The following is a 23,628-nucleotide window of genomic DNA, read 5'->3' as shown; positions in this document are numbered from 1 at the left end:
ACAGCTTGCCGATCACCAGCGCGAGGAAACCGTAGACGGTGAAGTCGAAGAACTCGAGGCCGTTGCCGATGGTGGTGGCGACGATGGTCTGGCGCCGGCTGGCGGCGCTGTGCGCGGGACGGGTGGGGCTCATGTCTCGGGGTGTTGGTGTGGTTCTGTGGGAATGCGGGTAGGTCGAAGGTCTTCGGCCGCGACGGATGCTAGAGAGTCGGTTGCTCGCTGAAAAGACAATAATTGGGCCAGTACGATAACTTTTGGTTGTCGCCTGTCCGGCACCCGTCCTCCATGAAACCCAACCAGTTGCACGCCTTCGTCGCGGTGGTCGAGCAGATGAGCATCCGCGCGGCGGCGCGCGTGCTCGGCATCTCGCAGCCCGCGGTGACCAAGATCGTGCGCGAACTCGAGCGCGAGGTCGACGCGCCGCTGGTCGAGCGCAGCGTCAAGGGCGTGCGGCTCACGCCCTTCGGCGAGGCTTTCGCGCCGCGCGCGCGCATGCTGCTGGCCGACATGCAGCGCGCCCGCGAGGAGATCGCGCAGATCCGCGACGGGCTCACGGGCCGGGTCGCGCTGGCCGTCAGCACTTCGTTCGCGCAGACCATCCTGCCGGCGGCGTTCAAGGACTTCCATGGGCGGCTGCCGGCCGTCGACGTGCAGTTCAGCGAGGCGGTGCTGCCCTGGATGTTGGCGCGGCTGCGCGAAGGCTCGCTCGATTTCGCGGTGGCGCACGTGGTGCCGGGCCGGCTCGATCCGCAGTTCGAGGCCATCGAGCTGTTCCCGGTGAAGCTGGTGGTGGGGCTGCGCGAGCGCCATCCCCTGCGCGCGAGCCGCTCGATGGCCGAGCTCGCGACCGCCGAGTGGATCCTGCCGGGCGACGATCATTTCAGCGGCCGCGAATCGATCTCGGCGCTGCTGCCGCTGGGCCTGCCCGCGCCGCAGCGCGTGATCCAGGGCCACTCGGTCACGGTCGCGCTGTCGCTGGTCGGGCAGATGGACCTGATCGGCCTGTTCGTCGAGCCGCTGGCCGCGCTGAGCTTCAAGCGCCACGGCATCCGGCGCGTGGACGTGGTCGAGACGCTGCCGACGCTCAACGTCTGCGTGGTCAAGCGCCGCGGCCAGTTGCTGACGCCGGCCGCGCAGCACTTCGTCGAATGCATCCAGCGCGCCTCGGCGCGCGCGGTCGCGACCTGATCAGCGGCCGCGCCAGGCCGGCGGCCGTCCCTCGGTGAAGGCCGCCACGCCCTCGGCGAAATCGGCGCTGCCGTAGCTGCGGCGCACCAGGTCGTCGGTGTCGGGCGCGCCCTGCGCCGTGCCGCGGCGCAGCGCTTCCTTGGCGGCCGCCTGCGTCACGGGCGCCAGCGCGGCCAGCCGCGCGCACAGCGAATGCAGCGCGCCGTCGAGTGCTTCGGCCGCGCAGACCTGCTCTAGGAAACCGCAGGCCAGCGCCTCGCTCGCATCGAGGACCTGCGCCAGCAGCAGCATGCGCCGCACCGGCTGCAGGCCCCAGGCCGCGCGCAGCCGCGCGAAGTTCAGCGACGACAGCGTGTTGCCCAGCGTGCGCGCGATCGGCACGCCGAAGCGCGCGCCCGGCGTCGCGAGCCGGAAGTCGCAGGCGGTCGCGATCGCGAGTCCGCCGCCCACGGCCCAGCCCTCGACCACCGCCACGGTCGGCATCGGCAGCGCCTCGATCAGGCCGATGCCGGCATCGATGCGCCGCTCGTAGGCCACGCCGTCGTCGCCGCCCGCGAAGTCGCGGAACTGCGCGATGTCGGTGCCGGCCACGAAGGCCTGGCCGCCCGCGCCGCGCAGCACCGCCACGCGCACCTCGCCGGCGCGCGCGGCCAGCGATTCGCAGTGCGCGGCGAGCGACTGGTACATGGCCCAGGTCATGGCATTGCGCGCGGCCGGGCGGTCGAACACCAGCGTGGCGATGCCCTCCGTCACGGAGAGATGTACGCTGCCTTCGCTCATGACCCGAAGGCTCCGGCCGCGGCCAGCTCGCGCTGCGCCGGCGCATCGATGCCGAGCTCGGCCAGCACCTCGGCCGTGTGCTGCCCGAGCAGCGGCGGCGCGCGCCGCACCTGCTGCGGCGTGCCGCCCATCTTCACGGCGAAGCCGATGTTGGGCACCTTGCCCTCCACCGGATGGTCGATCTCGATGCGCATGCGGCGGTGCCGGCCATGCTCGCTCTCGAAGGCCTCGGGGTAGCTGAGGATCGGCCCGGCCGGAATGCCCACGGCCAGCAGCCGGTCGATCCAGTGTTCGCAACCTCGTTGCGCGAAGCTGCGCTCGAGGCTTTCGATGAGCGCATGCCGATTCGCCAGGCGCAGCGACACGGTCGCGAAGCGCGCGTCATCGAGCAGGTCGGGCCGTTCCAGCGTGGCACACAGCATCTGCCACAGCTTCTGGTTGGTGGCGCCCATCACGAAGTGGCCATCGGCCGCCTTCATTGCCTGGTAGGGCGCGCTCATGCGGTTGGCGGTGCCGAGCTGCTCGGGCTCGCGGCCGGTGCCCCAGTATTCGCTGATGTCCCAGATCGAGAAGGCCAGCGCGGAATCGAACAGCGAGGCATCGACGTACTGGCCGCGTCCCGTGGCCTTGGCGCCGATGTAGGCCGACAGCATGCCGTAGGTGGCGAACAGCGCGCAGCCGATGTCGGCCACCGGCACGCCGGCCTTGGCGGGCGGGCCGTCGGGATGGCCGGTCACGCTCATGATTCCCGACATCGCCTGCGCCATCAGGTCGAAGCCCGGCCGGCCGGCCCAGGGCCCGGTCTGGCCGAAGCCCGAGATGCTGACGTAGACCAGCCGCGGGTTGATCGCGCTGAGCGTCTCGTAGTCGGTGCGCAGCCGCTTCATCACGCCGGGGCGGTAGTTCTCCACCAGGATGTCGGCCTGCGCCACCAGCTTGTAGAGCACCTCGCGCCCGCTGTCGGACTTGAGGTCGAGCGTGATCGAGCGCTTGTTGCGGTTCATGTTGAGGAAGCCCATGCTGTCCGTGCCCTTGAGCTTGAAGCCCATGGCACCGCGCGTCTGGTCGCCGCCTTGCGGCGGCTCGATCTTGATGACGTCGGCGCCGAGGTCGGCCAGCAGCATGCAGGCATAGGGGCCGGCCATGACCTGGCTCACGTCGAGCACGCGCACGCCGGCCAAAGGGAGGGGACGGGAGGAGGAGGTGTCGCTCATCGGTTGGCGTCTTTCAGGGGGAAAGGAAAATGGTCTCAAGCGTCGGCGCGCACGCCGGCTTCTTTAACGATGCGGCCCCACTTGGCGTATTCGCTCGCGATGAAGGCGCCGAACTTCTCGGGGCTGCCGCCCGCGTCCTCGGCGCCGAACTCGTCGAGCCGCTGCGCGATGTCGGGCAGGGCCAGCACGCGGTTGATGTCCTCGCTCATGCGCTGCACTATCGGCGCGGCCATGCCGCGCGGGCCGACCAGGCCGTACCACGAGGCCGCGTCCAGCCCCGGAAAGCCCGACTCGGCGAGCGTGGGCACGGTGGGATGGCTGCGCGCGCGCTGCAGCCGCGTCTGCGCGATCGCAATCACCTTGCCCTGCTTCACGAAGGGCGTGGCGGCGGTCATGGTGTCGAAGGCGTAGTCGATCTGCCCACCGAGCAGGTCGACGATCAGGGCGCTCGAGCCCTTGTAGGGCACATGAACCGCATCGACCTTGGCCTGCAGCTTGAACATCTCGAAGGCCAGGTGTTGCGCCGAGCCGATGCCCGAGGAGCCGAAGGACACGCGGCCCGGCCGCTCGCGGCACAGCGCCACGACCTCGGGCAGGGTGCGCGCCTTCTGCGCCGGCGCGCAGGTCAGCATGTTCGGCGTCACGCCCACCAGGGTCAGCGGCGTGAAGTCGCGCCGCGGGTCGTAGCGCACGCCGGTCAGCAGCGCCGGCGCGATCGCGTGGCTGTTGACGTGCGCCATCAGCAGGGTGTTGCCGTCGGGCGGCTGCTTGCTCACGTAGTCGGCCGCGATCGCGCCGGTGGCGCCGGGCTTGTTCTCGACCAGCACCGAGGCGTTCCACATCGCGCCCAGCTTCTGGCCGATGACGCGCGCCAGCACGTCGGTGCCGCCGCCGGGCGCGAAGCCGACCACGATCTTCACGGGGCCGGCCGGTGGCGCCGCCTCGTTCGCGGCGCGCACCAGTCCCGGTGCGGCGAGGGCGGCCGCGGCCGCCAGGGTGAAGCTTCTGCGTTGCATGCTGCGATGTCTCCGTCGTTCTTTAGGGTCGACGGATGGTGCGCAAGGCCCGCACCGGGCGCCATCGCTATTTGGGCGAGGCTGGATTCGCGTTTTGCGTATCCGCGAGCACGCGTGCCACGCTGGCCGCGGCGCGCGACAGCGAATCCCCGGCGCGATGGCACAGCACGAACTGGCGCCGCGCCCAGTCGCCGCGGATCGGCAATCGCGCGAAGCGGCTGCCCGCGGCCACATGGCGCGCGATGGCCGCCGGCATGACGCCGATGCCCAGGTCCTGCGCCACCAGCGCCGCGATGCTGTCGAAGCCGCCCACGCGCATGCGCATGCGCAGCAGCTGGCCGGTCTCGTCGGCCAGCCGCGCGAGCATGAGCGAGATCGCCGAGCCCTCGTTGAGCACGATCAGGTCGCAGGCCAGGATGTCCTCGAGCACCACCTCGCGCCGGCCGGCCAGCGCATGGCCGCGCGCGGTGACGGCCACCAGCTCATCGCCGCGGTAGGGCAGCATCGGCAGATCGATGGCACCGAGGCTGGCCTCGTAGATGCCGATGTCGACCGTGCCGCGGCGCAGCGCCTGCTGCACCACCTGGCTGTTCATCTCCTGCAGGTCGATGCGCACGCCGGGGCAGGCGGCGGCGCAGCGCTCGATGTCGCGCGGCATGAACTGGATCACCGCCGACTTCGGCGCCGCCACGCGCACCACGCCCTGTTCGCCGCCGAGGTAGGAGGCCGCGTCGTCCTGCATGCGCAGCACGGTGTGGGTGATGTTGCGCGCATGCGCGAGCATCGCGCGCCCGGCATCGGTCAGCACCATGCCGTGCGGGCGGCGCTCGAACAGCGCCACGCCGAACTGCGATTCGAGCTCGAGGATGCGGCGCGAGGCCGCGGCCGGCGCCATGTGCATGCGCTCGGCGCCGCGCGTGACGCCGCCGAGCTCGGCGGTGGCGATGAAGAGCTGGACCGTCGTGAGGTCGAAATGCAGGCGCGTGCTCATGGGAAGGCGATGCCGGCCTCGCCGCTGCGCCAGGGCGGGTTCTTGCGCATGACGCTGTCGAACAGCGGCGAGGCGATCCAGTCCGCGAGCCAGGCGCGCAGCCGCGGCCAGGACTGGGCCTCGAACCAGGCCGGCTCGACCATCGCGTACTGGCGCACGAAGGGCATCAGCGCGGCATCGGCCAGGGTGGCGTGGGCGCCGAGCAGGAAGGCCGAGGCGGCCAGCCGCGCCTCGAGCTCGCGCAGGAAGCGCGCGCCCTGTTCGCGCGCCTCGGCCTGCACCGCATCGGCGAAGCGGCCCGGGTACTTGTAGCGGTCGAGCTGCGGCTTGAAATGGTCGTCGCAGGCGGCGACCAGCGCCTCGGTGTCGCCGGGCTGCAGCCAGCGCAGCGGATCGGCCGCCGCGAGCGCCCAGCGCATGATGTCCAGGCTCTGGTCGATCACCGTGCCGTCGGCCAGCACGAGCACCGGCACCGTGCCCTTGGGCGAGGCGGCCAGCATCTCGAGCGGCTTGCGCTTGAGCTCGACCTCGCGCAGCTCGCAGCGCTGGCCGCTCGCCGCCAGCGCGAGGCGGGCGCGCATCGCATAGGGGCAACGGCGGAAGCTGTAGAGCACGGGCGGGGTCATCGGCGGCGGTAGGGCGGAGGCGGGCCCCGAGTCTATCGGCGCGGCCGGAGGCGGGCGCGGCGGGCGCTTTTCCGCTTTACATGCAACAGTGTTGCGTCATTCATATAATGCAATGCAGTTGCATATCAACGAGACCCACGCCATGCCCCAACGCCTTCCCGTCACCGTGCTGTCCGGCTTCCTCGGCGCCGGCAAGACCACGCTGCTCAACCACATCCTGCACAACCGCGAGGGCCGGCGCGTGGCGGTGATCGTCAACGACATGAGCGAGGTCAACATCGACGCCGCGCTGGTGCGCGAGGGCGGGGCCGAGCTGTCGCGCACCGACGAGCGGCTGGTCGAGATGAGCAATGGCTGCATCTGCTGCACCTTGCGCGAGGACCTGCTGATCGAGGTCGGGCGGCTCGCGAAGGAGGGCCGCTTCGACCAGCTGGTGATCGAGTCGACCGGCATCTCCGAGCCGCTGCCGGTGGCCGAGACCTTCACCTTCGCGGGCGAGGACGGCAAGAGCCTGGCCGACGTGGCGCGGCTCGACACCATGGTCACGGTGGTCGATGCCTTCAATTTCCTGCGCGACTACGGCTCGGCCGACAGCCTGCGGCAGCGCGGCCAGTCGCTGGGCGACGAGGACGCGCGCACCGTGGTCGACCTGCTGATCGAGCAGATCGAGTTCTGCGACGTGCTGGTGCTGAACAAGACCGACCTGGTGAGCGCGGCCGAGCGCGAGCGGCTGATGGCGATCCTCAAGAGCCTCAATCCGCGCGCGCGCATCGAGCTGTCGCAGTTCGGCCGCATTGCGCTCGACCGGGTGCTCGACACCGGCCTGTTCGATTTCGCGCAGGCCGAGCAGGCGCCGGGCTGGCTGGCCGAGCTGCGCGGCGAGCACCTGCCCGAGAGCGAGGCCTACGGCATCCGCAGCTTCGTCTACCGCGCGCGGCTGCCGTTCAATCCACAGCGCTTCTGGGACCTGGTGCAGCAGGAATGGGAGGGCGTGGTGCGCTCCAAGGGCTTCTTCTGGCTCGCGAGCCGGCCCACGCGCGCGGGCAGCTGGTCGCAGGCCGGCGGCGCCTGCCGCTACGGCGCGGCGGGTTTCTGGTGGGCGGCGGTGCCGCGCGAGCACTGGCCCAGCGATCCCGAGGGACTGGCGCTGATCCAGAGCCACTGGGACCCGGCCACGGGCGATGCGCGGCAGGAACTGGTGCTGATCGGCATCGGCATGGACGAGGCCGCGCTGCGCGCGCGGCTCGATGCCTGCCTGCTCACCGAGGAAGAGATGCGCTACGGCGCCTCGTGGTGGCAGAACCTGCCGGACCCTTTCCCGTCCTGGAACGCGTAGGGCGGGCGGCGGGCCGGGCCGCGGGTGCGGCTTCGGCCGGCACGCAGTCGCCGCAAGTGCCGTGCAGCGTGAGCGCGGTGCGGCGGGTGTCGATGCCCTGCTTGCGCAGCGCGCGGCCGAGCCGGCCCATGACCTTCGGCAGTTCGGGGTCGGAGGGCAGGGCCAGCACCTTGTGGCACTGGTCGCACTCGAAGGTGTTGCCCGAGGCGGCCTCGACGTGGCGCGCGAAGCGGTTCACGCGGTCGGCGCCGACGCGGCGGTCGCACAGGCCGACCTCGACCAGCCGGTCGAGCACGCGGTAGATCGTGACCCGGTCGGGTTCCTCGCCGGTGGCGGTGGTGTAGGCCGCGGCGACTTCGTCGTGCGTGAGCGGTTGGGAGGTGTGCTCGAGCAGCTCGAGCACGGTCTGGGCGGCGCGCGTGACGCGCAGTCCGCGGTCGCGCAGCTGGCTTTCGCTGTCGAAGGTTGCGTGGGCCATTCGGGGCTTCGGTTGCGAGGTCGTTGTCTTCATGCGAGCCGCCATTGTGTTGCATCCCGCGTCGTCGTGGGCGCGCCGCGGTGAATCGCCCGGCTTCCATGCCAGATAATCCGCGCGAATCGGACAGACCACGGACGCCACGACACGACAGCATGGACACGGGACGCGACGGCGACGCACTGAGCCACCTGCTCGCGGGCTACAAGTCCGAGCGCGCCGTCACGGCACGCTTCTCGCTCTCGGCGCCCTGGGCGCTGCACTCGACCGGCGTGGACGGCCCGCTGATCCGCCTGTGCACCGGCGCGCCCTACTGGATTTCGGTGGGCGATGCCGAACCGGTGCAGGTGGCGCCGCACGACATCGCGATGCTGCCGCAGGGCGGCGCGCACACCGTGTCGTCGGCGCCGGGGCTCGAGGCGCGGCCGTTCCGCGAGCTGATCGCCGCGCATTCCACCGGCCGCCACGGCGACCACCCGATCGTGTTCTCGCACGGCGGCGGCGGTCCGGTCACCGAACTGTTCTCGCTGCACCTGTGGCTTCCTGCCCAGGGGCTGGGTTCGATCATCGCGAGCCTGCCGCCGCTGATAGTGCTGCGCCAGGCGCAGATTCCCACCACCGCCTCGCTGGCGCTGGCGATGGAGACGCTGGTCAACGAGACCGTGGCGCAGCGCCCGGGCTGGCAGCTCTCGGCCGCGCGCATGGCCGACCTGCTGCTGGTCCACATCCTCTGCGAGCACCTGTACGCGCAGCCGGCCGCGGCGCCGGCCGAGCGCCTGGGCACCCTGCGCGGGCTCGACGACGAGAGCATCGCGCGCGCCATGGCGCTGATGCACGAGCGGCCCGCGCATCCGTGGTCGGTGGCGACGCTGGCGCAGGCCAGCTACCTGTCGCGCACCATCTTCAGCGAGCGCTTCCGCACGCTGGTGGGCGTGACGCCGATGCACTACCTGGGCTCCTACCGCATGACGCTGGCGGCCGAGAAGCTCAAGAACCGGCAGCTGAGCCTGCACCAGGTGGCCGAGTCGGTGGGCTACGCGTCGGAGAAGGCGTTCTCGCGCGCCTTCCAGCGCTGGACCGGGCTCACGCCCAGCGCCTACGCCCGGCGCCACGGCGCCGCCTGAACGCCGTCATCGTCCGGTCACGGACGAACGGTGACCAAATCCGGCGCGCCGGAGGTTGAGCCGCCGGCCCCGGGGCCGAAGAATCGCCGCATCCCCATCACGGCCCGCGCAGCACGCGGGCCAGAGAGACGACGACATGACGGTTTCCCCCTCGCGCCCCCGGCGGCAGCGCGTGATCCCCGCGGTGCGCGATCCCGCGCTCGAACTGTCGCTGGTCAAGCCGATCGCGGCCGGCGACAACCACCAGCGCGCGGCCACGGTGCAGGACACCGACGGCGAGCCGCTGCTGCGGTTCGAGGGCAGGAGCAACCCCTACCTCGAGCACCAGCGCAACGACCTGCTGCTGAGCCTGCAGCACATGCGCAGCGAAGGCCACGACGAGATGGTCTTCATGTGCATCACCCATTGCAAGGAACTGAGCTTCAAGGCGATCCACTACGAACTCTCGAACATGCAGCTGCGCGTGCGCGCCGACGACGTGGTCGGCGCACTGCAGCTCGCGCCGCGGGTGTGCGCGCTGCTCGAGTTCCTGGCCAAGACCTGGGACGTGCTCTCGACCATCACGCCGCACGAGTTCAACCAGTTCCGCAACACGCTGGGCATCGCCTCGGGCCAGCAGTCGTACATGTACCGGCACGTGGAATTCATCCTCGGCAACAAGTCGATTCCGCTGGCGCGCGCGCATGCCAACAACCCCGACGTGTGGCCCTACATGGAGCGCGCGCTGAATTCGCCGAGCCTCTACGACGACGTGCTCGCGCTGCTGCACCGGCGCGGCGTGCCGGTGCCGGCCGAGGCGCTGGCGCGCGACTGGTCGGCCAGCTATGCGCCGAACGCGGGCGTGGAGGCCGCGTGGCTGCAGGTCTACGGCGATCCGGCACCCGAGAACGATCTCTACCGGCTCGGCGAGGCGCTGATGGACATCGCCGACGTGTTCTCGCAGTACCGCTGGCGCCATTTCGTCTCGGTCGAACGCATCCTGGGCTTCAAGCCCGGCACCGGTGGCTCGGCCGGCGTGGGCTGGCTGCGCAGCGTGGTCGACCACCGCTTCTTTCCCGAGCTGTGGTCGGTGCGTACGCGGCTCTGAGCCTTTTCTTTCGTTTTTCTTTCTGGAGCACGCGTGTTCGATCAACTGCCGGCCCATGCCGACGATCCCATCCTCGGCCTGTTCGAGGCCTACAAGGCCGACCCGCGGCCGCACAAGGTCAACCTCGGCATCGGCATCTATTGCGACGAGCAGGGCCGGGTGCCGGTGCTGGATTCGGTGCGCGCCGCGCGCGCGCTGCTGGCCGAGGCCGATGCGCCCAGCGTCTATGCGCCGACCGAGGGGGCGCAGCCCTACCGGGACGCGGTGCGGCGGCTGGTGTTCGGCGAGGTGGCAACGGCGCCGCTCGTGGTGGTGCAGACCGTGGCCGGCACCGGCGCGCTCAAGACCGGCGCGGACCTGCTCAAGGACCTGTCGCCCGAGGCCACGGTGTGGATGCCCGACCCGACCTGGGCCAACCATGCGGCGATCTTCGAGGGCGCGGGGCTGCGCGTCGATCACTATCCCTACTACGACGGCAGCACCGGCGGCTTCGATCTCGACGGCGCCATCGCCACGCTCGGCAAGCTTCCGGCCGGCGACATCGTGCTGCTGCATCCCAGTTGCCACAACCCGACCGGCGTGGACCCCTCGCACGAGGAGTGGCACGCGCTGTTCGACACCATCGCGCAGCGCGGCCTGCTGCCCTTCTTCGACATGGCCTACCAGGGCTTCGCTCGGGGCGTGGAGGAGGACGCCTGGGCGGTGCGCGAATGCGTGCGGCGCGGCATCGCCTGCCTGGTGGCGAGCTCGTTCTCGAAGATCTTCTCGCTCTATGGCGAACGCGTGGGCGCGCTCGCCGTGCATGCGCCGGGCGCCGACGCGACGCGGCTGCTGGGTCGGCTCAAGCTCGGCATCCGGCGCAGCTATTCGTGCCCGCCGGGACAGGGCGCGGCACTGGTGCAGGCGATCCTGTCGGACCGCGCGCTCGAATCGCAATGGCGCGCCGAGCTCGAGGCGATGCGGCTGCGCATGCGCGCGATGCGCACGGCGTTGCATCGGGCGTTGCATCAGGCGTTAGGGCCGGGCTCCGGCTACCTGGTGGCGCAGCACGGCATGTTCAGCTACACGGGACTGGCGCCCGCGCGGATCGATGCGCTGCGCGAACGCTTCGGCGTCTACCTCGTGGGCTCGGGGCGGCTGTGCGTCGCGGGGCTCAATGCCTCGAACATCGAACGGGTGAGCGCCGCGCTCGCGGCGGTGCGCGCATGACGCGGCCCGAACGCATCCTCGTCGTGGGCGCCGGCATCGCGGGCTGCTCGGCGGCGATCGCGCTGGCGAGCCGGGGCTTCGGCGTCACGCTGGTCGAGAAGCAGGCCGAATGGCGCTTCCAGAGCTCGGGCATCTTCATCTACGGCAACGGTCTCGAGGCGCTGCGCGCGGTGGGCGTGCTGCCGCGCATCCTCGAGGCCGGCTTCGCGATCGAGGACGGGCGCAACGTCTACCTCGACCACCTCGGCGCGCCGATCGTCGACGTGTTCTATCCGCGCTCGCAGGGCGGCGCGGCGCCGATCGTGGGCATCAAGCGTTCGCAGATGCACCGCGTGCTCGCGGACCGGTTGTCGGCGCTGGGCGTGGAGATCCGGCTCGCGACCACGGTGGAATGGGTCGACCCCGAGAGAGAGCGCGCGCGGGTGCTGCTGTCCGACGGCACGGCGCGGGCCTTCGACCTCGTCGTCGGCGCCGACGGCATCCGCTCGCAGCTGCGCGAACGGGTGACGGGTCCGCTCGCGCCGCGCTACACGGGCTTCGGCGTCTGGCGCAGCGTGCACGAGCGGCCGCGCGCGCTGGTGGCCAAGATCATGATGATGGGCATCGGCAAGCGGCTGGGCATCATGCCGATCGCCGACGACCGGCTCTACCTGTTCGGCACCGTCGCCGAGCCGGCCGGCCGCTGGTATCCGAAGGAGGAATGGCCCGCGCGCATGCGCGAGCGCTTCGCCGAGTTCGGCGGACCGGCGCGGCCCTTCCTCGACCAGCTCGGCGCGGGCTCGGAGTTGCTCTACACGGCGGTCGAGGAGGTGCAGGCGCCGCTGCCCTGGCATGCGGGGCGCATCCTGCTGATCGGCGACGCGGCCCATGCCTCGACGCCGTTCATGGGGCAGGGTGGGGCGATGGCGGTGGAGGACGCGGTGGTGCTGGCCCGGATGCTGGACGAGCACGGCATTTCGGAGGCCAGCTTGCGCGCCTTCGGCGAGCGCCGCTATCCGATGTGCCGCTTCGTGCAGGACGCCTCGCGCCAGGTGGGCGAGGCCGGGGCGGTGGAGGACGCCGCGGGCTGCGCCTCGCGCAATGCGGCGATGCGCGAGGGCGCGCAGCGGCAGGTCGACGCGTTCTACGGCCAGCTGGACGCGCTGCGCGCGGGGTAGCGAGGGCCCTTATGTCCGAATCGCCCTAAGCATCTGACGAATGGGTCGTTCGCGTCCGGACGAGGGCGCGACAGAATCGCGCGCGTTCCCCAGTCCGTACCCGAAAGTTCTCCATGCGCGTCCCCTCCCTGTTCAAGCCGGCCTTTCTGTTCTGGGCCGGCGCGTCGATCGCCCTGGGCGCGCAGGCGCAAAGCGCCGACGCTTCCTATCCGGCCAAGGCCGTTCACATCACCGTGGCCAATACGCCCGGCAGTTCGCCCGACGTGCTCGCGCGCTACCTCTCGTCGCGGCTGTCGGCGCAGTGGAAGCAGCCGGTGGTGGTCGACAACAAGGCCGGCGCGGCCGGCATCCTCGCGGCCGACGGGCTCGCCAAGGCGCAGGCCGACGGCTATTCGCTGCTGGTCGGTGCCGACGGCCCGATCACCATCCTGCCGAACCTGCAGGCCAGCCTGCCCTACGACGCGCGGCGCGACCTGCTGCCGGTGGTGTCGCTGGGCCAGATCGACTTCGTGCTGGTGGCCAATCCCAAGACCGGCTATCGCAGCGTGGCCGACTTCGTGCGCGCCGCCAAGGCGCAGCCGGGCCGCATCAACTACGCCTCGGCCGGCAACGGCAGCCCGCAGCAGCTGGGCATGGAGCTGTTCAAGCAGAAGGCCGGCATCTACGTCACCCACATCCCCTACCGCGGCGGTCCGCTGGGCATGCAGGACGTGATCGCGGGCCAGGTCGACGTGATGCTGATCGCCGTGGGCCCGGCGCTGCCGCACATCCGCAGCGGCCGGCTGGTGGCGCTGGGCACGGGCGGCGAGAAGCGCCATCCGCTGCTGCCCGAGGTGCCGACCCTGGCCGAGAGCTACCCTGGCTACCGCGCCGGTACCTGGTTCGGGCTGTTCGCGCCCGCGGGCACGCCGCAGCCGGTGGTCGACGCGATCGCGCAGGAGGCCGGCCGCATCGTGCGCACGCCGGCCGCGCGCGCCGACCTCGCGGCCCAGGGCATCGAGGCCACCGGCTTCGCGCAGCGCCAGTTCCAGGGCCAGGTGGCGGCCGAGTACGAGCGCTATGCGCAGATCGTGAAGGCGAACGGCATCAAGGCGGAATAGAAGCCGGTCAACGCACCGACTTGGCCAGCGCCCGGGCGAAGGCCGCGACATCCTCGTCGCGGCAGACTTCCGCCACCAGCGGCGCATGGCCCTGCGCCACGGCCGCCAGGGCCATCGCCTTCTTCGGGCACAGGCCCAGGCAGCTGGACTGCACCACGCGCAGCCGCAGCGGCACATCGCGCAGTTCGTGCTTCAGTTCCTTGCGCACCGGCCTGGCCTGCAGCTTCGCGGGACCGTCCTTGCGCGCCTCGCACTCGCCGCAGACCAGCACGAGGCCGGCCAGCTTGGTATCGACCAGGGGTGGGGAATGGCTCACGCGGGGTCCTTCGCTGGGGTTCTTGCGGACCATCTTGGGGGCGGGGCCGCGCCGCGCAAGTCGGCCAAGCGGCCGTCCGGGTGCGCGGGATGGGGCGAATCCCTGTGCCGGATCAATGCCCCCGCCGGCCCGAATGCGCTAAGGTCCGGCCATCCGCGCCTGTTTGGCGTACTTTTTCACGACTTTCACCGACCATGTCCCGTCCCCCCATCGAGATCGAAACCGCCCCCCATCCCACCGCCACGGTGATCGTGATGCATGGCCTGGGCGCCGACGGCAACGACTTCGTGCCCATCGCCAACGAGCTCGACCTCTCGAGCGTGGGCCCGGTGCGCTTCGTGTTCCCGAACGCGCCCGTGATCCCGGTCACCATCAACGGCGGCTACCAGATGCCGGCCTGGTACGACATCGCGGTGGCCGACCTGGTGGCGCGCGAGGACGAGGCCGGCCTGCGCCGTTCGCAGGCCACGATCGAGGCGCTGATCGCCAACGAGAAGGCGCGCGGCATCGCGGCCGGGCGCATCATGGTGGCCGGCTTCTCGCAGGGCTGCGCGATGGCGCTGATGACCGGGCTGCGCCATGGCGAGCGGCTCGCGGGCATCGTCGGCCTCTCGGGCTACCTGCCGATCGCGGCCACCACCGCGGCCGAGCGCCATGCATCCAACCACGACACGCCGGTGTTCCTGGCCCATGGCCGGCAGGACCCGGTGGTGCCGATCGCGCGCGCCCAGCAGTCGCGCGACGCGCTCGCGGCGCTGGGCTACGCCGTCGAATGGCACGAGTACGCGATGGCGCACTCGGTCTGCCTCGAGGAGATCGGCGACCTCAACGCCTTCCTGCTGCGCGTGCTCGCCCCCTGAACCGGCGGGCCGAGGCGCCCGCGACCCGAAAAAGGAGACACCCCATGATCCTCGTCATCGGCCATGCCACCGCCAAGCCCGACACTCTGCAGGCCATGCTCGCGATCAGCGTCGAGCACGTGCAGCGCTCGCGCGCCGAGCCCGGCTGCCTCTCGCACGAGGTCTCGACCGACGCGATGCAGCCGCTGCGCCTCACCTTCGTCGAGCGCTGGAGCGACATGGCGGCGCTGCAGGTGCATTTCCGCGTCGAGGCCTCGCGCGCCTTCGGCAAGGCGCTGGCCGCGATGGCCGACGGGCCGCCGCAGATCCATGTCTACCAGTCCGAGGAGATCGACCTGGCCGGCCTCGCGGGCCGTTCGGGCGCTGCTTCACGGCCCCCCGAAAAGAGCTGATCGCCCCACCGAATCGAAAGGTGATGCTATGGAAAAAATAGCGAGCCGCAGCATAGCCGGCAGCGGGTTTCCCTGCACGAGCAGCGCCCGCGCCGCCGTGCTACCTTCCAGCCCCTCAGAAGATTGATGGGTCATAACAATATGAGCAACAGATTGCAGGAGAGGCTGGGTTCGCTCTCGGCCGGGCGGTTGAAGGGCATGCGGCGCGGCATCGAGAAGGAAAGCCTGCGCGCGCTGCCCGACGGCAAGCTCGCGCTGACGCCCCATCCGCTCGCGCTCGGCTCGGCGCTGACCCATCCGCACATCACGACCGACTTCAGCGAGTCGCAGCTCGAGTTGATCACCGGCGTGCACGGCGATGCCGAGGCCGCGCTCGACGAGCTGACCCGCGTCCACCAGTTCACCTACCGCGTGCTCGACCAGCTCGGCGACGAGCGCATGTGGGTCTCGAGCATGCCCTGCGGCCTGCCGACCGACGAGACCATTCCGATCGGCCGCTACGGCTCCTCGAACGTGGGCCGCGCCAAGAGCGTCTACCGCATGGGCCTGAGCCATCGCTACGGCCGCCGCATGCAGACCATCTCGGGCATCCACTACAACTGGTCGCTGCCCGAGGTCTCGAGCGAGGAGTACTTCGCGCTGATCCGCAACTTCCGCCGCCACGCCTTCCTGCTGCTGTACCTGTTCGGCGCCTCGCCGGCGCTGTGCTCGAGCTTCGTCGCGGGCCGCCCGCACGAGCTGCAGCCGCTGGGCGACGGCAGCATGTTCATGCCGCACGGCACCTCGCTGCGCATGGGCCGCCTGGGCTACCAGAGCGACGCGCAGGCCTCGCTGGCCGTGAGCTACAACAGCCTCGAGGGCTACGGCGCCTCGCTGCAGGACGCGCTCACGCGCCCGTGGCCGGCCTACGAGGCCATCGGCATCCGCAACCTCGGCGGCGACTACAACCAGCTCGGCACCAGCCTGCTGCAGATCGAGAACGAGTTCTACGGCACGATCCGCCCCAAGCGCGTGATCAACCCCGGCGAGCGCCCGCTGCATGCGCTGCGCGAGCGCGGCGTGGAGTACGTCGAGGTCCGGCTCATGGACCTCGATCCCTTCGAGACCGTGGGCATCAACGCCCAGACGATGCGCTTCCTCGACGTGTTCCTGCTGCACTGCCTGCTGAGCGACAGTCCCGACGACACACCGCAGGAGATCGCCGACCTCGCGCACAACCAGCACCTGACGGCCGCGCGCGGCCGCGAGCCGGGCCTGGCGCTGCGCCGCGGCGGCCAGCCGGTGACGCTGGTCGACTGGGGCCTGGAGCTGGTCGAGCAGTGCGCGCCGATCGCCGAGCGGCTCGATGCCGCGCACGGAGGCACGGCCCATGCCGAGGCGGTGCGCGCGGCGCGCGAGGCGCTCGGCAACCCCGACAGCCTGCCCTCGGCGCGGGTGCTCGCGGCGATCGAGCGCGAGCATGCCAACTCCTTCGTCGGCTTCGTTCGCGCGCGCTCCGAGCAGACCCGCGCCGCGCTCATGGCGCTGCCCTTCTCCGAGGCGCAGCGTGCCGAGTTCGCTCGCATGACCGAGGACTCGATCCAGGAGCAGAAGCGCATCGAGATGGCCGACACCCTGCCGTTCGAGATCTACCGCGAGCAGTACGTCTCGCCCGCGCGCCTGGGCGTGGGCCGGGGCCAGCGGGTGGCCGTGGCCGCCTGAGGGCGGGCCGCCGGCCGACGACAGCCGTCTTGGCCGGTGGCCTACAGGCGGTCGGTGTCGCTGGCTCACGCGGCACCGCCGCATGGCTGAGAGGATGGCGCCATGCAAGCCGTCGTCCGCCAGCCCGTCCCTCCCGTCCCGTTCCGCTTTCCGGCCCATCCGCAAGGGGGCGCCGCGCGGGGCGGGCGATCATGAGTCTCAAGGCCTATCTCGTCGAAGACAGCCCCGTGATCCGCGAGAACCTCGTGGGTTTCCTCGAGGACGTGACCGAGACCGAGGTGCTGGCCGTGGCCGGCAGCGAGGACGAGGCGGTGGCATGGCTCAAGCGCCACCGCGACGATTGGGACCTGACCATCGTCGACCTGTTCCTCGAACGCGGCAACGGCCTGGGCGTGCTCGATGCCTGCCGCCAGCGCGCGCCGCACCAGAAGGTGGTGGTACTCAGCAACTACGCCACCGCCGAGATGCGCGACCGCTCGCGCCTGCTGGGCGCCGACGCCTTCTTCGACAAGTCGGCCGAGCTCGACCAGCTCGTCGCCTACTGCGAAACCCTGCACGAAACCTCGTCGCACGGGTGACTGGCAAGGCGGCCCGGTCGCGGGCCTCCGGGGCTTTCTGAGGTAAAACGCGCCGCGGCGCGTGCGGTTCGGACGCGCCTTCCATCCATCCTCCGAGAGACCCAGACGACATGAGCAACGACAGCAGCAGCATCGACTTCCAGGGCCGCGTGGCCATCGTGACCGGCGCCGGCGGCGGCCTGGGCCGCCAGCATGCGCTGGCCCTCGCGGCGCGCGGCGCCAAGGTGGTGGTCAACGACCTCGGCGGCGCGCGCGACGGCTCGGGCGGCTCGGTGAGCGCGGCGCAGGCGGTGGTCGACGAGATCGTGGCCGCGGGCGGCGAGGCGATCGCCAACGGCGCCTCGGTCACCGACTTCGAGGCCGTGCAGGCCATGGTGCAGCAGGCGGTCGATGCCTGGGGCCGGGTCGACATCCTCGTGAACAACGCCGGCATCCTGCGCGACAAGAGCTTCGCCAAGATGGAACTGGCCGACTTCAAACTGGTGGTCGACGTGCACCTGATGGGCGCCGTGAATTGCACCAAGGCCGTCTGGGCCCTGATGAACGCGCAGAAGTACGGCCGCATCGTGATGACCACCTCCTCGAGCGGCCTGTACGGCAACTTCGGCCAGAGCAACTACGGCGCCGCCAAGCTGGCGCTGGTGGGGCTGATGCAGACCCTGAGCATCGAGGGTGCGAAGAACGACATCCGCGTCAACTGCCTGGCGCCCACCGCGGCCACGCGCATGACCGAGGACCTGTTCCCGCCCGACATGCTCGAGGCCTTCCAGCCCGAGGCCGTGGTGCCCGCGATGCTGGTGCTGGCGGCCGAGAACGCGCCCACGCGCGCCATCCTGTGCGCGGGTGCGGGCACCTTCGAGGCCGCGCACATCACGCTCACGCAGGGCGCGTGGATCGGCATCGGCGGCGACACGCCCGAGCAGTTGGCCGCCCGGCTCGACGAGGTGCGCGCGCGCGAGGGCGAGCAGGTGCCCCAGAGCGGCACCGCGCAGGGCGCGAACGAAGTCGCGAAGGCGAAGGCGGCGCGCGGCTGAATTCCGGCCGGGCGTTCAGGGCGCTTGACCTCGAGTGCACACGAGCACTTCCAATGGAATTCACCGGGCCTTCCGGTGCTTTCCATCGAAGCTCAAGAGGACATCGCCATGACCACGACCACCACCACCACCGCCAGCAACAAGGCGTTCATCCAGCACATCCACGCCCAGCTCGACCAGGGCAACAGCCGGCCCTTCCTCGAGGGCTTCGCCGACGACGCGACCTGGAAGCTCGAGGGCAGCACCGCCTGGTCGCGCACCTACCGCGGCAGGAAGGCGATCCGCGAGGAGCTGCTGAACCCGCTGTTCGCCCAGTTCGCCACCCCCTACACCAGCCGCACCGAGCACGTCCTGGCCGACGAGGACCGGGTGGTGGTGCAATTCAGCGGCGACGTGCTGACCCATGCCGGGCGCCGCTACAACAACCGCTATTGCTACGTCTACCGACTCGAGGGAGGCCTGGTGAAGGAGCTGATCGAATATTTCGACACCGGCCTGGTGGCCTCGGCGCTGGAAGCGCCGGCGGTCCCGGCCCCGGCCGATGCCGGCGCCTGAGGCCCGGCGCGGCGTCGCGCAGGGCACGCCGTTCCTGATCGGCGAGCTGGCGCAGCGCACCGGCCGCAGCGTGCACGCGATCCGCTGGTACGAGTCCCAGGGGCTGGTGCCCGGCGTGGTGCGCGACGCGGGCGGGCGGCGCCTCTACGGCGAGCCCCACATCGGCTGGCTCGACCTGATGGACAGGCTGCGCCGCACCGGCATGTCGATCGCCGAGATGCGCGAGTACACGGCACTCGCGCTGCGCGGCCGCGCCACCCTGGCCGAGCGGCGCGCGCTGCTCGCGGCGCACCGCGAGCGCGTGAACCGGACCATCGCCGAATGGAAGCGCGCGCTGTCGCTGGTCGACCGCAAGATCGATTTCTACGACGCCTGGATCGAGAGCGGGCAGCGCCCGCCGCTCATTCCCACCGCGGAGCCCGAGCCGGCGCTCCCGCCGCGCCAGCCGGACGAGCCCGCGCCCTCGCGCCGCGCGCGCCGGCGCTGAAGAAGGCTATTCGGCCACCAGCCCCGCGCCGCCGTCGCGGCGGATCGACTCGCGGTCGCGGTGGTTGTGCAGCCGGCCCAGCGTGCTGTCGAGCAGGCGCTTGAGCTTGTCGGACGCACCGCGGAAGGCTTCGTCCATGCTGGAAGCGTGCTGCTTCACGGCCAGCGGCTGGTGGTGCGCGAGCCGCGCCTCCATCACGCAGCACTTGTCGCGTTCGCCGGCCTTCTCGTGGTTCTCGTCGCTCAGGTGCACTTCCACCCGCGTCACGTCGTCGCGAAAGCGCTGCAGCTGCTGCTGGATCTCGGTGTCGGCCCAGCGCTCGAGCGCTTCCTTGTTGTCGATGCCGTTGCTCGTGTTGACCTGGATCTGCATGCCCAATGTCTCCCTTCTTGGATGTCAGGTTGGAGGATCGAAACGAGACTCCACTCTGAACGCTGAAATGGCGGCGAGCGTAGGCCAAGGCCCTGCCGGCGGGCCGGGCAGGGTTGGCGATGCGGCGATGAAGAGACCGGCCTACGCGCCCAGGCGCGACACCACGATGTGATCGGGCGGCAACTGCGCGCGGTGGCGCTCCCAGGCCGCGGCGAAGCCCGCTTCGAGGTGGCGCGTGTAGGCCGCGGTGTCGAACAGCGCGCAGTGCCCGCGCGTGGCGGCCAGCTCGGCGCGCAGGGCCGCGAGGCGCGGCGGGTCGGTCGCGAGCGCCAGGGCCAGCGCCTCGTAGGCGGCCGGCGAATCGGTCGCGAGCTGCGGGAAACCGGCCGCGCCCAGCAGGCTGCCCGCCACGCGGCCGGCGAAGGTCTGGCCCATGCAGCTCACGAGCGGCAGCCCGGCCCACAGCGCGTCGCTGGCGGTCGTGTGGGCGTTGTAGGGCAGGTTGTCCAGGCACAGGTCGGCCAGCGCCAGGCGCTGCAGGTGGGCCGACTGCTCGGCCCAGGGCGCGAACACCAGCCGCTCGGGCGCGATGCCGTGGGCGCTGGCGCGCTCGCGCAGGTTCCGTTCGTAGGCCTCGGTGCCGCCCTTGAGCCAGAGCACGCTGCCCTCGACGCGCGCGAGCAGCCGCAGCCAGATGTCGAAGAACGCGGCCGTGAGCTTCTGGCCGTTGTTGAAGTTGCAGAAGACGAAGGCCGCCTCGGGCAGGCCGGCATCGGCACGCGACAGCGGCGCGGTCGCCGTCTCGCGGCGCGAATCGTTGGGCTGGTAGGCGTCGGGCAGGTAGAGGATCTTCTCGCTGTAGTCCGCGCGCGCCGCCTCGGGGATCAGGAAGGGGTCGGCCACCAGGTAGTCGATGAAGGGCGCGCCCAGCGTGCCCGGGAAGCACAGGTAGCTGAGCTGCAGCGGCGCCGGCCGCAGCGCCAGCACCGAGGGCCGCGCATCGATGGTGTAGCCGCCGAGGTCCACCAGGATGTCGATGCCGAGGTCGGCGATGGCCTGCGCGGTCTCGCTGTCCGACAGCTCGTGCGCGTCGACGAAGCGGTCGAAGGCCCGCTCGAGCCGCTCGCGCATCGCGCTGCCGTCGCTCTGGCGCAGCGAGATCGCCGTGACCTCGAAGCGTTCGCGGTCGTGGCGCTCGAACACCTCGGCCACCAGGAAGGAAGTGGCGTGGCGCCCGAAGTCGGCCGAGATGTAGCCGACGCGCAGGCGATCGCCCTCGGCGCGCACCGGCGCGTGCAGCGGTTCGGGCGCCATCGGGTAGTGGCGCTGCGCATGCAGCCGCGCCACCTGCAGCTGCTCCTGCGGCGTGGAAGGCAGGATCAGCAGCGCGAAGGGCTCGATGCATTCGCGCTGCGCGCGGATGTCCTCGCGCAGCAGCGCCATCTGGGCGTCGAAGTCCTGCCAGTCGGCGATGGCCGCGCGCGCATAGAGCAGGCCGCCGCGCGCGAAGGCGTAGTCGGTGTCGCCGGGATGCTCGCGCAGGGTCCGGTCGTACAGGCGTGCCGCGTCCGCGAAGCGCCGGGCCTGGCACAGCGCGGTGCCGTAGTTCTCGATCAGCGTGGGATGCGCCGGCTGCAGCGCCAGCGCGCTTTCGTAGCACTGAAGTTCCTGTGCATGCAGGCGCAGCTTGCCGCAGGCCGCGCCGCGGTTCATGTGGGCCTCGAAGGCGCCCGGGCGCAATTGCACCGCGCGGTCGAAATGGGCCAGCGCCTCGCCGGCCTTGCCGAGCGCGAGCAGCGCGAGGCCCAGGTCGTGCTCGGCCTCGAACAGGTTCGGCTGGCGCTGCAGCAGCGCGCCGAAGGCCTCGGCCGCGGCGCGGTGCTGGCCCGACTTCTGACAGGCCACGCCGAGGTAGTACCAGCTCTCGAGGGAATTCGGGTCGTAGCGCAGCGAGGCGCGCAGCCGCTCGATGGCCTGCGCGAAATCCTGCGCCTGGCCCGCGATGAAGCCCAGCAGCCGGTTCGCGGCGGCCATGTGCTGGCCCTTCTTCAGCAGCTGCAGCAGCACTTTCTGCGCAGCGGAATACTGGCCCTGCCGGAAAAGCAGCTCGGCCGACTGCAGGCTCATTGCAGGCCCTTGTTGTTCGATGATCTGGGGAGAGGAACCAGGAAGTGGCGCCCGGCCGCGAGGGCGGGCGCGCGCAGTCTAGCGTCGCCGTGTTGCGTCTGCCTGACGCGGGAATTAGGGCGCGGCGGCGCCCCTTCGCTCAACTCTGGATGTAGTGGGTGAGCTGCTCGATGGTCTGCTCGTGGTCGGCAATGATGTCGTCCATCAGGTCCTGGATCGAGATCATGCCCACCACCCTGTCGCCGTCGACCACCGGCAGGTGGCGGAACTTGCGCTGGCTCATCAGCGCCATGCAGGTGTGGGTGGGGGTCTGCGGGTTCACGGTCATCACGTCGGGCGTCATGATCTCCGAGACCTTGACCTCCTTGGAGTTCTTGCCCTGCAGCGCCACCTTGCGCGTGTAGTCGCGCTCGGAGAGGAAGCCGACCAGCCGGTCGCCCTCCATCACCATCAGGGCGCCGACCTCGAAGCGGGCTAGCGTGGCCAGCGCGTCGAACACCGTGGTGTCCGGCGATGTGCGCCAGGCCGAGGAATCGTGGCGTTTGAGCAGTTCGGAGACGGGTTTCATCGCGGCAACTCCTGGAAAAAAGTCTGGATTCGACCGACGCCGGAAGGCGCGCGCTCGGACAAATCATAGGGGCTGGCGCGCGCGAACGGCGCAAGACTTTGCAAGCGTGGCGGCCATGCCCCGCGCGGCAAAGACCCCGGTATCCCCGCGCGGCCGGGGCGTATCGATCCATTCAGGTTCGCGGTTCACAATGCGCACCCCGGACCGGTGCACGCACCGTCTCCCGGCCCCCTCCCGCAGCCACAGACACAAGAAAGAACACGCACCGATGGCGATCCAGTGGTTCCCCGGTCACATGCATCTCACGCAAAAGGCGATCACCGAGCGCGTGAAGGACATCGACGTGGTGATCGAGCTGCTCGACGCGCGGCTGCCCGGCTCGAGCGCCAACCCAATGCTCGCGCGGCTGACCGCCAACCGGCCGGCGCTCAAGGTGCTCAACAAGCAGGACCTGGCCGACCCCGAGCGCACCGAGCGCTGGCTCGCGCACTACAACGCCCTGCCGGCCACGCGCGCGATCCCGCTCGACGCCAGCCTGTCGACGCCCGCGCAGCAGATCGTGCGCGCCTGCCATGCGCTGTCGCCCAACCGCGGGGGCCTGGCCAAGCCGATGCGGGTGCTGATCTGCGGCATCCCGAACGTGGGCAAGTCCACCCTGATCAACACCCTGACCGGCGGTCGCAAGGCCAAGACCGGCGACGAGGCCGGCATCACCAAGCTCGAGCAGCGCATCACGCTGGCCGACGACTTCTACCTCTGGGACACGCCCGGCATGCTGTGGCCGCGCATCGTGGTGCCCAAGAGCGGCTACAACCTCGCGGCCAGCGGCGCGGTCGGGCGCAACGCCTTCGACGAGGAGGAGGTGGCGCTCGAGTTGCTCGGCTACCTCAAGCAGCACTACGCGGCGGGGCTGGTCGCGCGCTTCAAGCTGGTCGAGCACGAACATGAACCCGCGGAGCTCGCCGAGATGCGCGACGAGGCGCTGCTCGACACCATCGGCCGCAAGCGCGGCGCGCTGCTCGGGAAGGGGCGCGTGAACCTGCAGAAGGCGGCCGAGATCGTGATGCACGAGTTCCGCGCCGGCAACCTCGGGCGCATCACGCTCGAGACGCCCGAGGAGTTCGCCCAGTGGCTGGCCGAGGGCCAGCGCGCCGATGCCGAGCGCGAGGCGAAGAAGGCCGCGCGCAAGCAGCAGCGCAAGGGCGGCAAGGCCGCGGCCGCCGAGGACGACGCGGCCGCCTGAGGCGCCTTCCCGGGCGCCCGGCCATCCCTTGGCGCGGCCGCGGTGCGCGCTGTCGCCGACGCAACTGCCGCGCGCGTTCCGGTCGCGGGCGC

The 23,628-nt window shown here is 70.9% G+C and carries 25 protein-coding genes; 15 read left to right on the top strand and 10 right to left on the bottom strand.

All coding sequences use genetic code 11. From position 1 onward, the window contains the following. The first annotated feature begins 285 nt into the window (after positions 1-285). Positions 286-1,188, top strand: coding sequence for a LysR family transcriptional regulator (locus KV106_RS38295; protein WP_261217476.1), 903 nt, complete (start codon positions 286-288; stop codon positions 1,186-1,188). On the opposite strand, the gene KV106_RS38290 is transcribed toward KV106_RS38295, so the two are convergent. The 5 genes from KV106_RS38290 to KV106_RS38270 form a co-directional block, all read right to left on the bottom strand. Beyond that, positions 1,189-1,968 carry an enoyl-CoA hydratase/isomerase family protein gene (locus KV106_RS38290; protein WP_261217474.1) on the bottom strand — a complete coding sequence of 260 codons (780 nt, stop codon included), beginning with the start codon at positions 1,966-1,968 and terminating at the stop codon, positions 1,189-1,191. Next, positions 1,965-3,182, bottom strand: a complete 1,218-nt coding sequence (locus tag KV106_RS38285) for a CaiB/BaiF CoA transferase family protein (protein WP_261217472.1) — start codon at positions 3,180-3,182, stop codon at positions 1,965-1,967. Before KV106_RS38285 ends, KV106_RS38290 begins: the two co-directional genes overlap by 4 nt. 35 nt (positions 3,183-3,217) lie before the next feature. Next, on the bottom strand, positions 3,218-4,198 hold the full coding sequence (locus KV106_RS38280) for a tripartite tricarboxylate transporter substrate binding protein (protein WP_261217471.1): 981 nt from the start codon (positions 4,196-4,198) through the stop codon (positions 3,218-3,220). 67 nt (positions 4,199-4,265) lie between these two features. Beyond that, a complete protein-coding gene (locus tag KV106_RS38275) occupies positions 4,266-5,189 on the bottom strand; it encodes a LysR family transcriptional regulator (RefSeq protein ID WP_057595642.1) in 924 nt (307 codons plus the stop codon). After that, positions 5,186-5,815 carry a glutathione S-transferase gene (locus tag KV106_RS38270; protein WP_261217470.1) on the bottom strand — a complete coding sequence of 210 codons (630 nt, stop codon included), beginning with the start codon at positions 5,813-5,815 and terminating at the stop codon, positions 5,186-5,188. Before KV106_RS38270 ends, KV106_RS38275 begins: the two co-directional genes overlap by 4 nt. A 142-nt stretch (positions 5,816-5,957) precedes the next feature. On the opposite strand from KV106_RS38270, the gene zigA reads away from it, so the two are divergent. After that, positions 5,958-7,151 carry a zinc metallochaperone GTPase ZigA gene (zigA, locus tag KV106_RS38265; RefSeq protein WP_261217467.1) on the top strand — a complete coding sequence of 398 codons (1,194 nt, stop codon included), beginning with the start codon at positions 5,958-5,960 and terminating at the stop codon, positions 7,149-7,151. Here zigA and KV106_RS38260 read toward each other — a convergent pair. Then, positions 7,075-7,629 carry a Fur family transcriptional regulator gene (locus tag KV106_RS38260; protein ID WP_256222257.1) on the bottom strand — a complete coding sequence of 185 codons (555 nt, stop codon included), beginning with the start codon at positions 7,627-7,629 and terminating at the stop codon, positions 7,075-7,077. The genes zigA and KV106_RS38260 overlap by 77 nt on opposite strands. A gap of 152 nt (positions 7,630-7,781) precedes the next feature. Between KV106_RS38260 and KV106_RS38255 the strand changes: the two genes are divergently transcribed. The 5 genes from KV106_RS38255 to KV106_RS38235 all read left to right on the top strand — a co-directional run bounded on the left by KV106_RS38255 (position 7,782) and on the right by KV106_RS38235 (position 13,303). Next, the gene (locus tag KV106_RS38255) at positions 7,782-8,750 is read left to right on the top strand and encodes an AraC family transcriptional regulator (RefSeq protein ID WP_261217452.1); all 969 of its coding nucleotides are present in this window, start codon (positions 7,782-7,784) and stop codon (positions 8,748-8,750) included. A gap of 136 nt (positions 8,751-8,886) precedes the next feature. Next, complete coding sequence (locus tag KV106_RS38250; RefSeq protein WP_261217448.1) at positions 8,887-9,837, top strand: tryptophan 2,3-dioxygenase; 951 nt, start codon at positions 8,887-8,889, stop codon at positions 9,835-9,837. Between the two features lie 33 nt (positions 9,838-9,870). Then, the gene (locus KV106_RS38245; RefSeq protein WP_261217446.1) at positions 9,871-11,046 is read left to right on the top strand and encodes an amino acid aminotransferase; all 1,176 of its coding nucleotides are present in this window, start codon (positions 9,871-9,873) and stop codon (positions 11,044-11,046) included. After that, complete coding sequence (locus KV106_RS38240; protein WP_261217444.1) at positions 11,043-12,203, top strand: FAD-dependent oxidoreductase; 1,161 nt, start codon at positions 11,043-11,045, stop codon at positions 12,201-12,203. The genes KV106_RS38245 and KV106_RS38240 overlap by 4 nt, the downstream gene beginning before the upstream one ends. A gap of 113 nt (positions 12,204-12,316) precedes the next feature. Then, on the top strand, positions 12,317-13,303 hold the full coding sequence (locus KV106_RS38235) for a Bug family tripartite tricarboxylate transporter substrate binding protein (protein ID WP_261217442.1): 987 nt from the start codon (positions 12,317-12,319) through the stop codon (positions 13,301-13,303). A gap of 7 nt (positions 13,304-13,310) precedes the next feature. Here the strand turns inward: KV106_RS38235 and KV106_RS38230 are convergent, their stop codons facing one another. After that, positions 13,311-13,619 carry a hypothetical protein gene (locus tag KV106_RS38230; RefSeq protein WP_261217440.1) on the bottom strand — a complete coding sequence of 103 codons (309 nt, stop codon included), beginning with the start codon at positions 13,617-13,619 and terminating at the stop codon, positions 13,311-13,313. Positions 13,620-13,813: 194 nt separating this feature from the next. Here KV106_RS38230 and KV106_RS38225 point away from each other — a divergent pair, with 194 nt between their 5' ends. From KV106_RS38225 to KV106_RS38195, 7 genes are all read left to right on the top strand, one after another. Beyond that, positions 13,814-14,479: an alpha/beta hydrolase gene (locus KV106_RS38225; protein WP_261217438.1), complete on the top strand. Its 666-nt coding sequence runs from the start codon at positions 13,814-13,816 to the stop codon at positions 14,477-14,479. Positions 14,480-14,523: 44 nt separating this feature from the next. Continuing rightward, on the top strand, positions 14,524-14,871 hold the full coding sequence (locus tag KV106_RS38220) for a putative quinol monooxygenase (protein ID WP_261217435.1): 348 nt from the start codon (positions 14,524-14,526) through the stop codon (positions 14,869-14,871). Positions 14,872-15,012: 141 nt separating this feature from the next. Next, on the top strand, positions 15,013-16,572 hold the full coding sequence (gene gshA / locus KV106_RS38215) for a glutamate--cysteine ligase (RefSeq protein WP_261217433.1): 1,560 nt from the start codon (positions 15,013-15,015) through the stop codon (positions 16,570-16,572). A 191-nt stretch (positions 16,573-16,763) separates the two neighbouring features. After that, the gene (locus KV106_RS38210) at positions 16,764-17,150 is read left to right on the top strand and encodes a response regulator (RefSeq protein WP_261217431.1); all 387 of its coding nucleotides are present in this window, start codon (positions 16,764-16,766) and stop codon (positions 17,148-17,150) included. Positions 17,151-17,260: 110 nt separating this feature from the next. Next, the gene (locus tag KV106_RS38205; RefSeq protein WP_261217424.1) at positions 17,261-18,184 is read left to right on the top strand and encodes an SDR family NAD(P)-dependent oxidoreductase; all 924 of its coding nucleotides are present in this window, start codon (positions 17,261-17,263) and stop codon (positions 18,182-18,184) included. A gap of 108 nt (positions 18,185-18,292) precedes the next feature. After that, the gene (locus KV106_RS38200; RefSeq protein WP_261217422.1) at positions 18,293-18,739 is read left to right on the top strand and encodes a nuclear transport factor 2 family protein; all 447 of its coding nucleotides are present in this window, start codon (positions 18,293-18,295) and stop codon (positions 18,737-18,739) included. Beyond that, positions 18,726-19,226 (top strand): MerR family transcriptional regulator, encoded by a 501-nt coding sequence (locus tag KV106_RS38195; RefSeq protein ID WP_261217420.1) that lies wholly within the window; start codon positions 18,726-18,728, stop codon positions 19,224-19,226. Before KV106_RS38200 ends, KV106_RS38195 begins: the two co-directional genes overlap by 14 nt. A gap of 6 nt (positions 19,227-19,232) precedes the next feature. Here KV106_RS38195 and KV106_RS38190 read toward each other — a convergent pair whose 3' ends face one another. From KV106_RS38190 to KV106_RS38180, 3 genes are all read right to left on the bottom strand, one after another. Continuing rightward, positions 19,233-19,598 (bottom strand): HPF/RaiA family ribosome-associated protein, encoded by a 366-nt coding sequence (locus KV106_RS38190; protein WP_057595657.1) that lies wholly within the window; start codon positions 19,596-19,598, stop codon positions 19,233-19,235. A gap of 141 nt (positions 19,599-19,739) precedes the next feature. Then, on the bottom strand, positions 19,740-21,725 hold the full coding sequence (locus KV106_RS38185; protein WP_261217417.1) for an O-linked N-acetylglucosamine transferase, SPINDLY family protein: 1,986 nt from the start codon (positions 21,723-21,725) through the stop codon (positions 19,740-19,742). 139 nt (positions 21,726-21,864) lie between these two features. Further along, entirely contained in the window at positions 21,865-22,293 is a 429-nt protein-coding gene (locus KV106_RS38180) for a CBS domain-containing protein (protein WP_057595659.1), read from the bottom strand. Between the two features lie 268 nt (positions 22,294-22,561). On the opposite strand from KV106_RS38180, the gene ylqF reads away from it, so the two are divergent. Next, the gene (gene ylqF / locus KV106_RS38175; protein WP_057595660.1) at positions 22,562-23,536 is read left to right on the top strand and encodes a ribosome biogenesis GTPase YlqF; all 975 of its coding nucleotides are present in this window, start codon (positions 22,562-22,564) and stop codon (positions 23,534-23,536) included. The last annotated feature ends 92 nt before the right edge of the window (positions 23,537-23,628 follow it).

Source organism: Variovorax endophyticus (assembly GCF_025376855.1).
In the GTDB taxonomy this organism is placed as follows: domain Bacteria; phylum Pseudomonadota; class Gammaproteobacteria; order Burkholderiales; family Burkholderiaceae_C; genus Variovorax.
The sequence above is the reverse complement of the archived record's forward strand: the minus strand, read 5'-3'. Positions and strand labels throughout refer to the sequence as shown.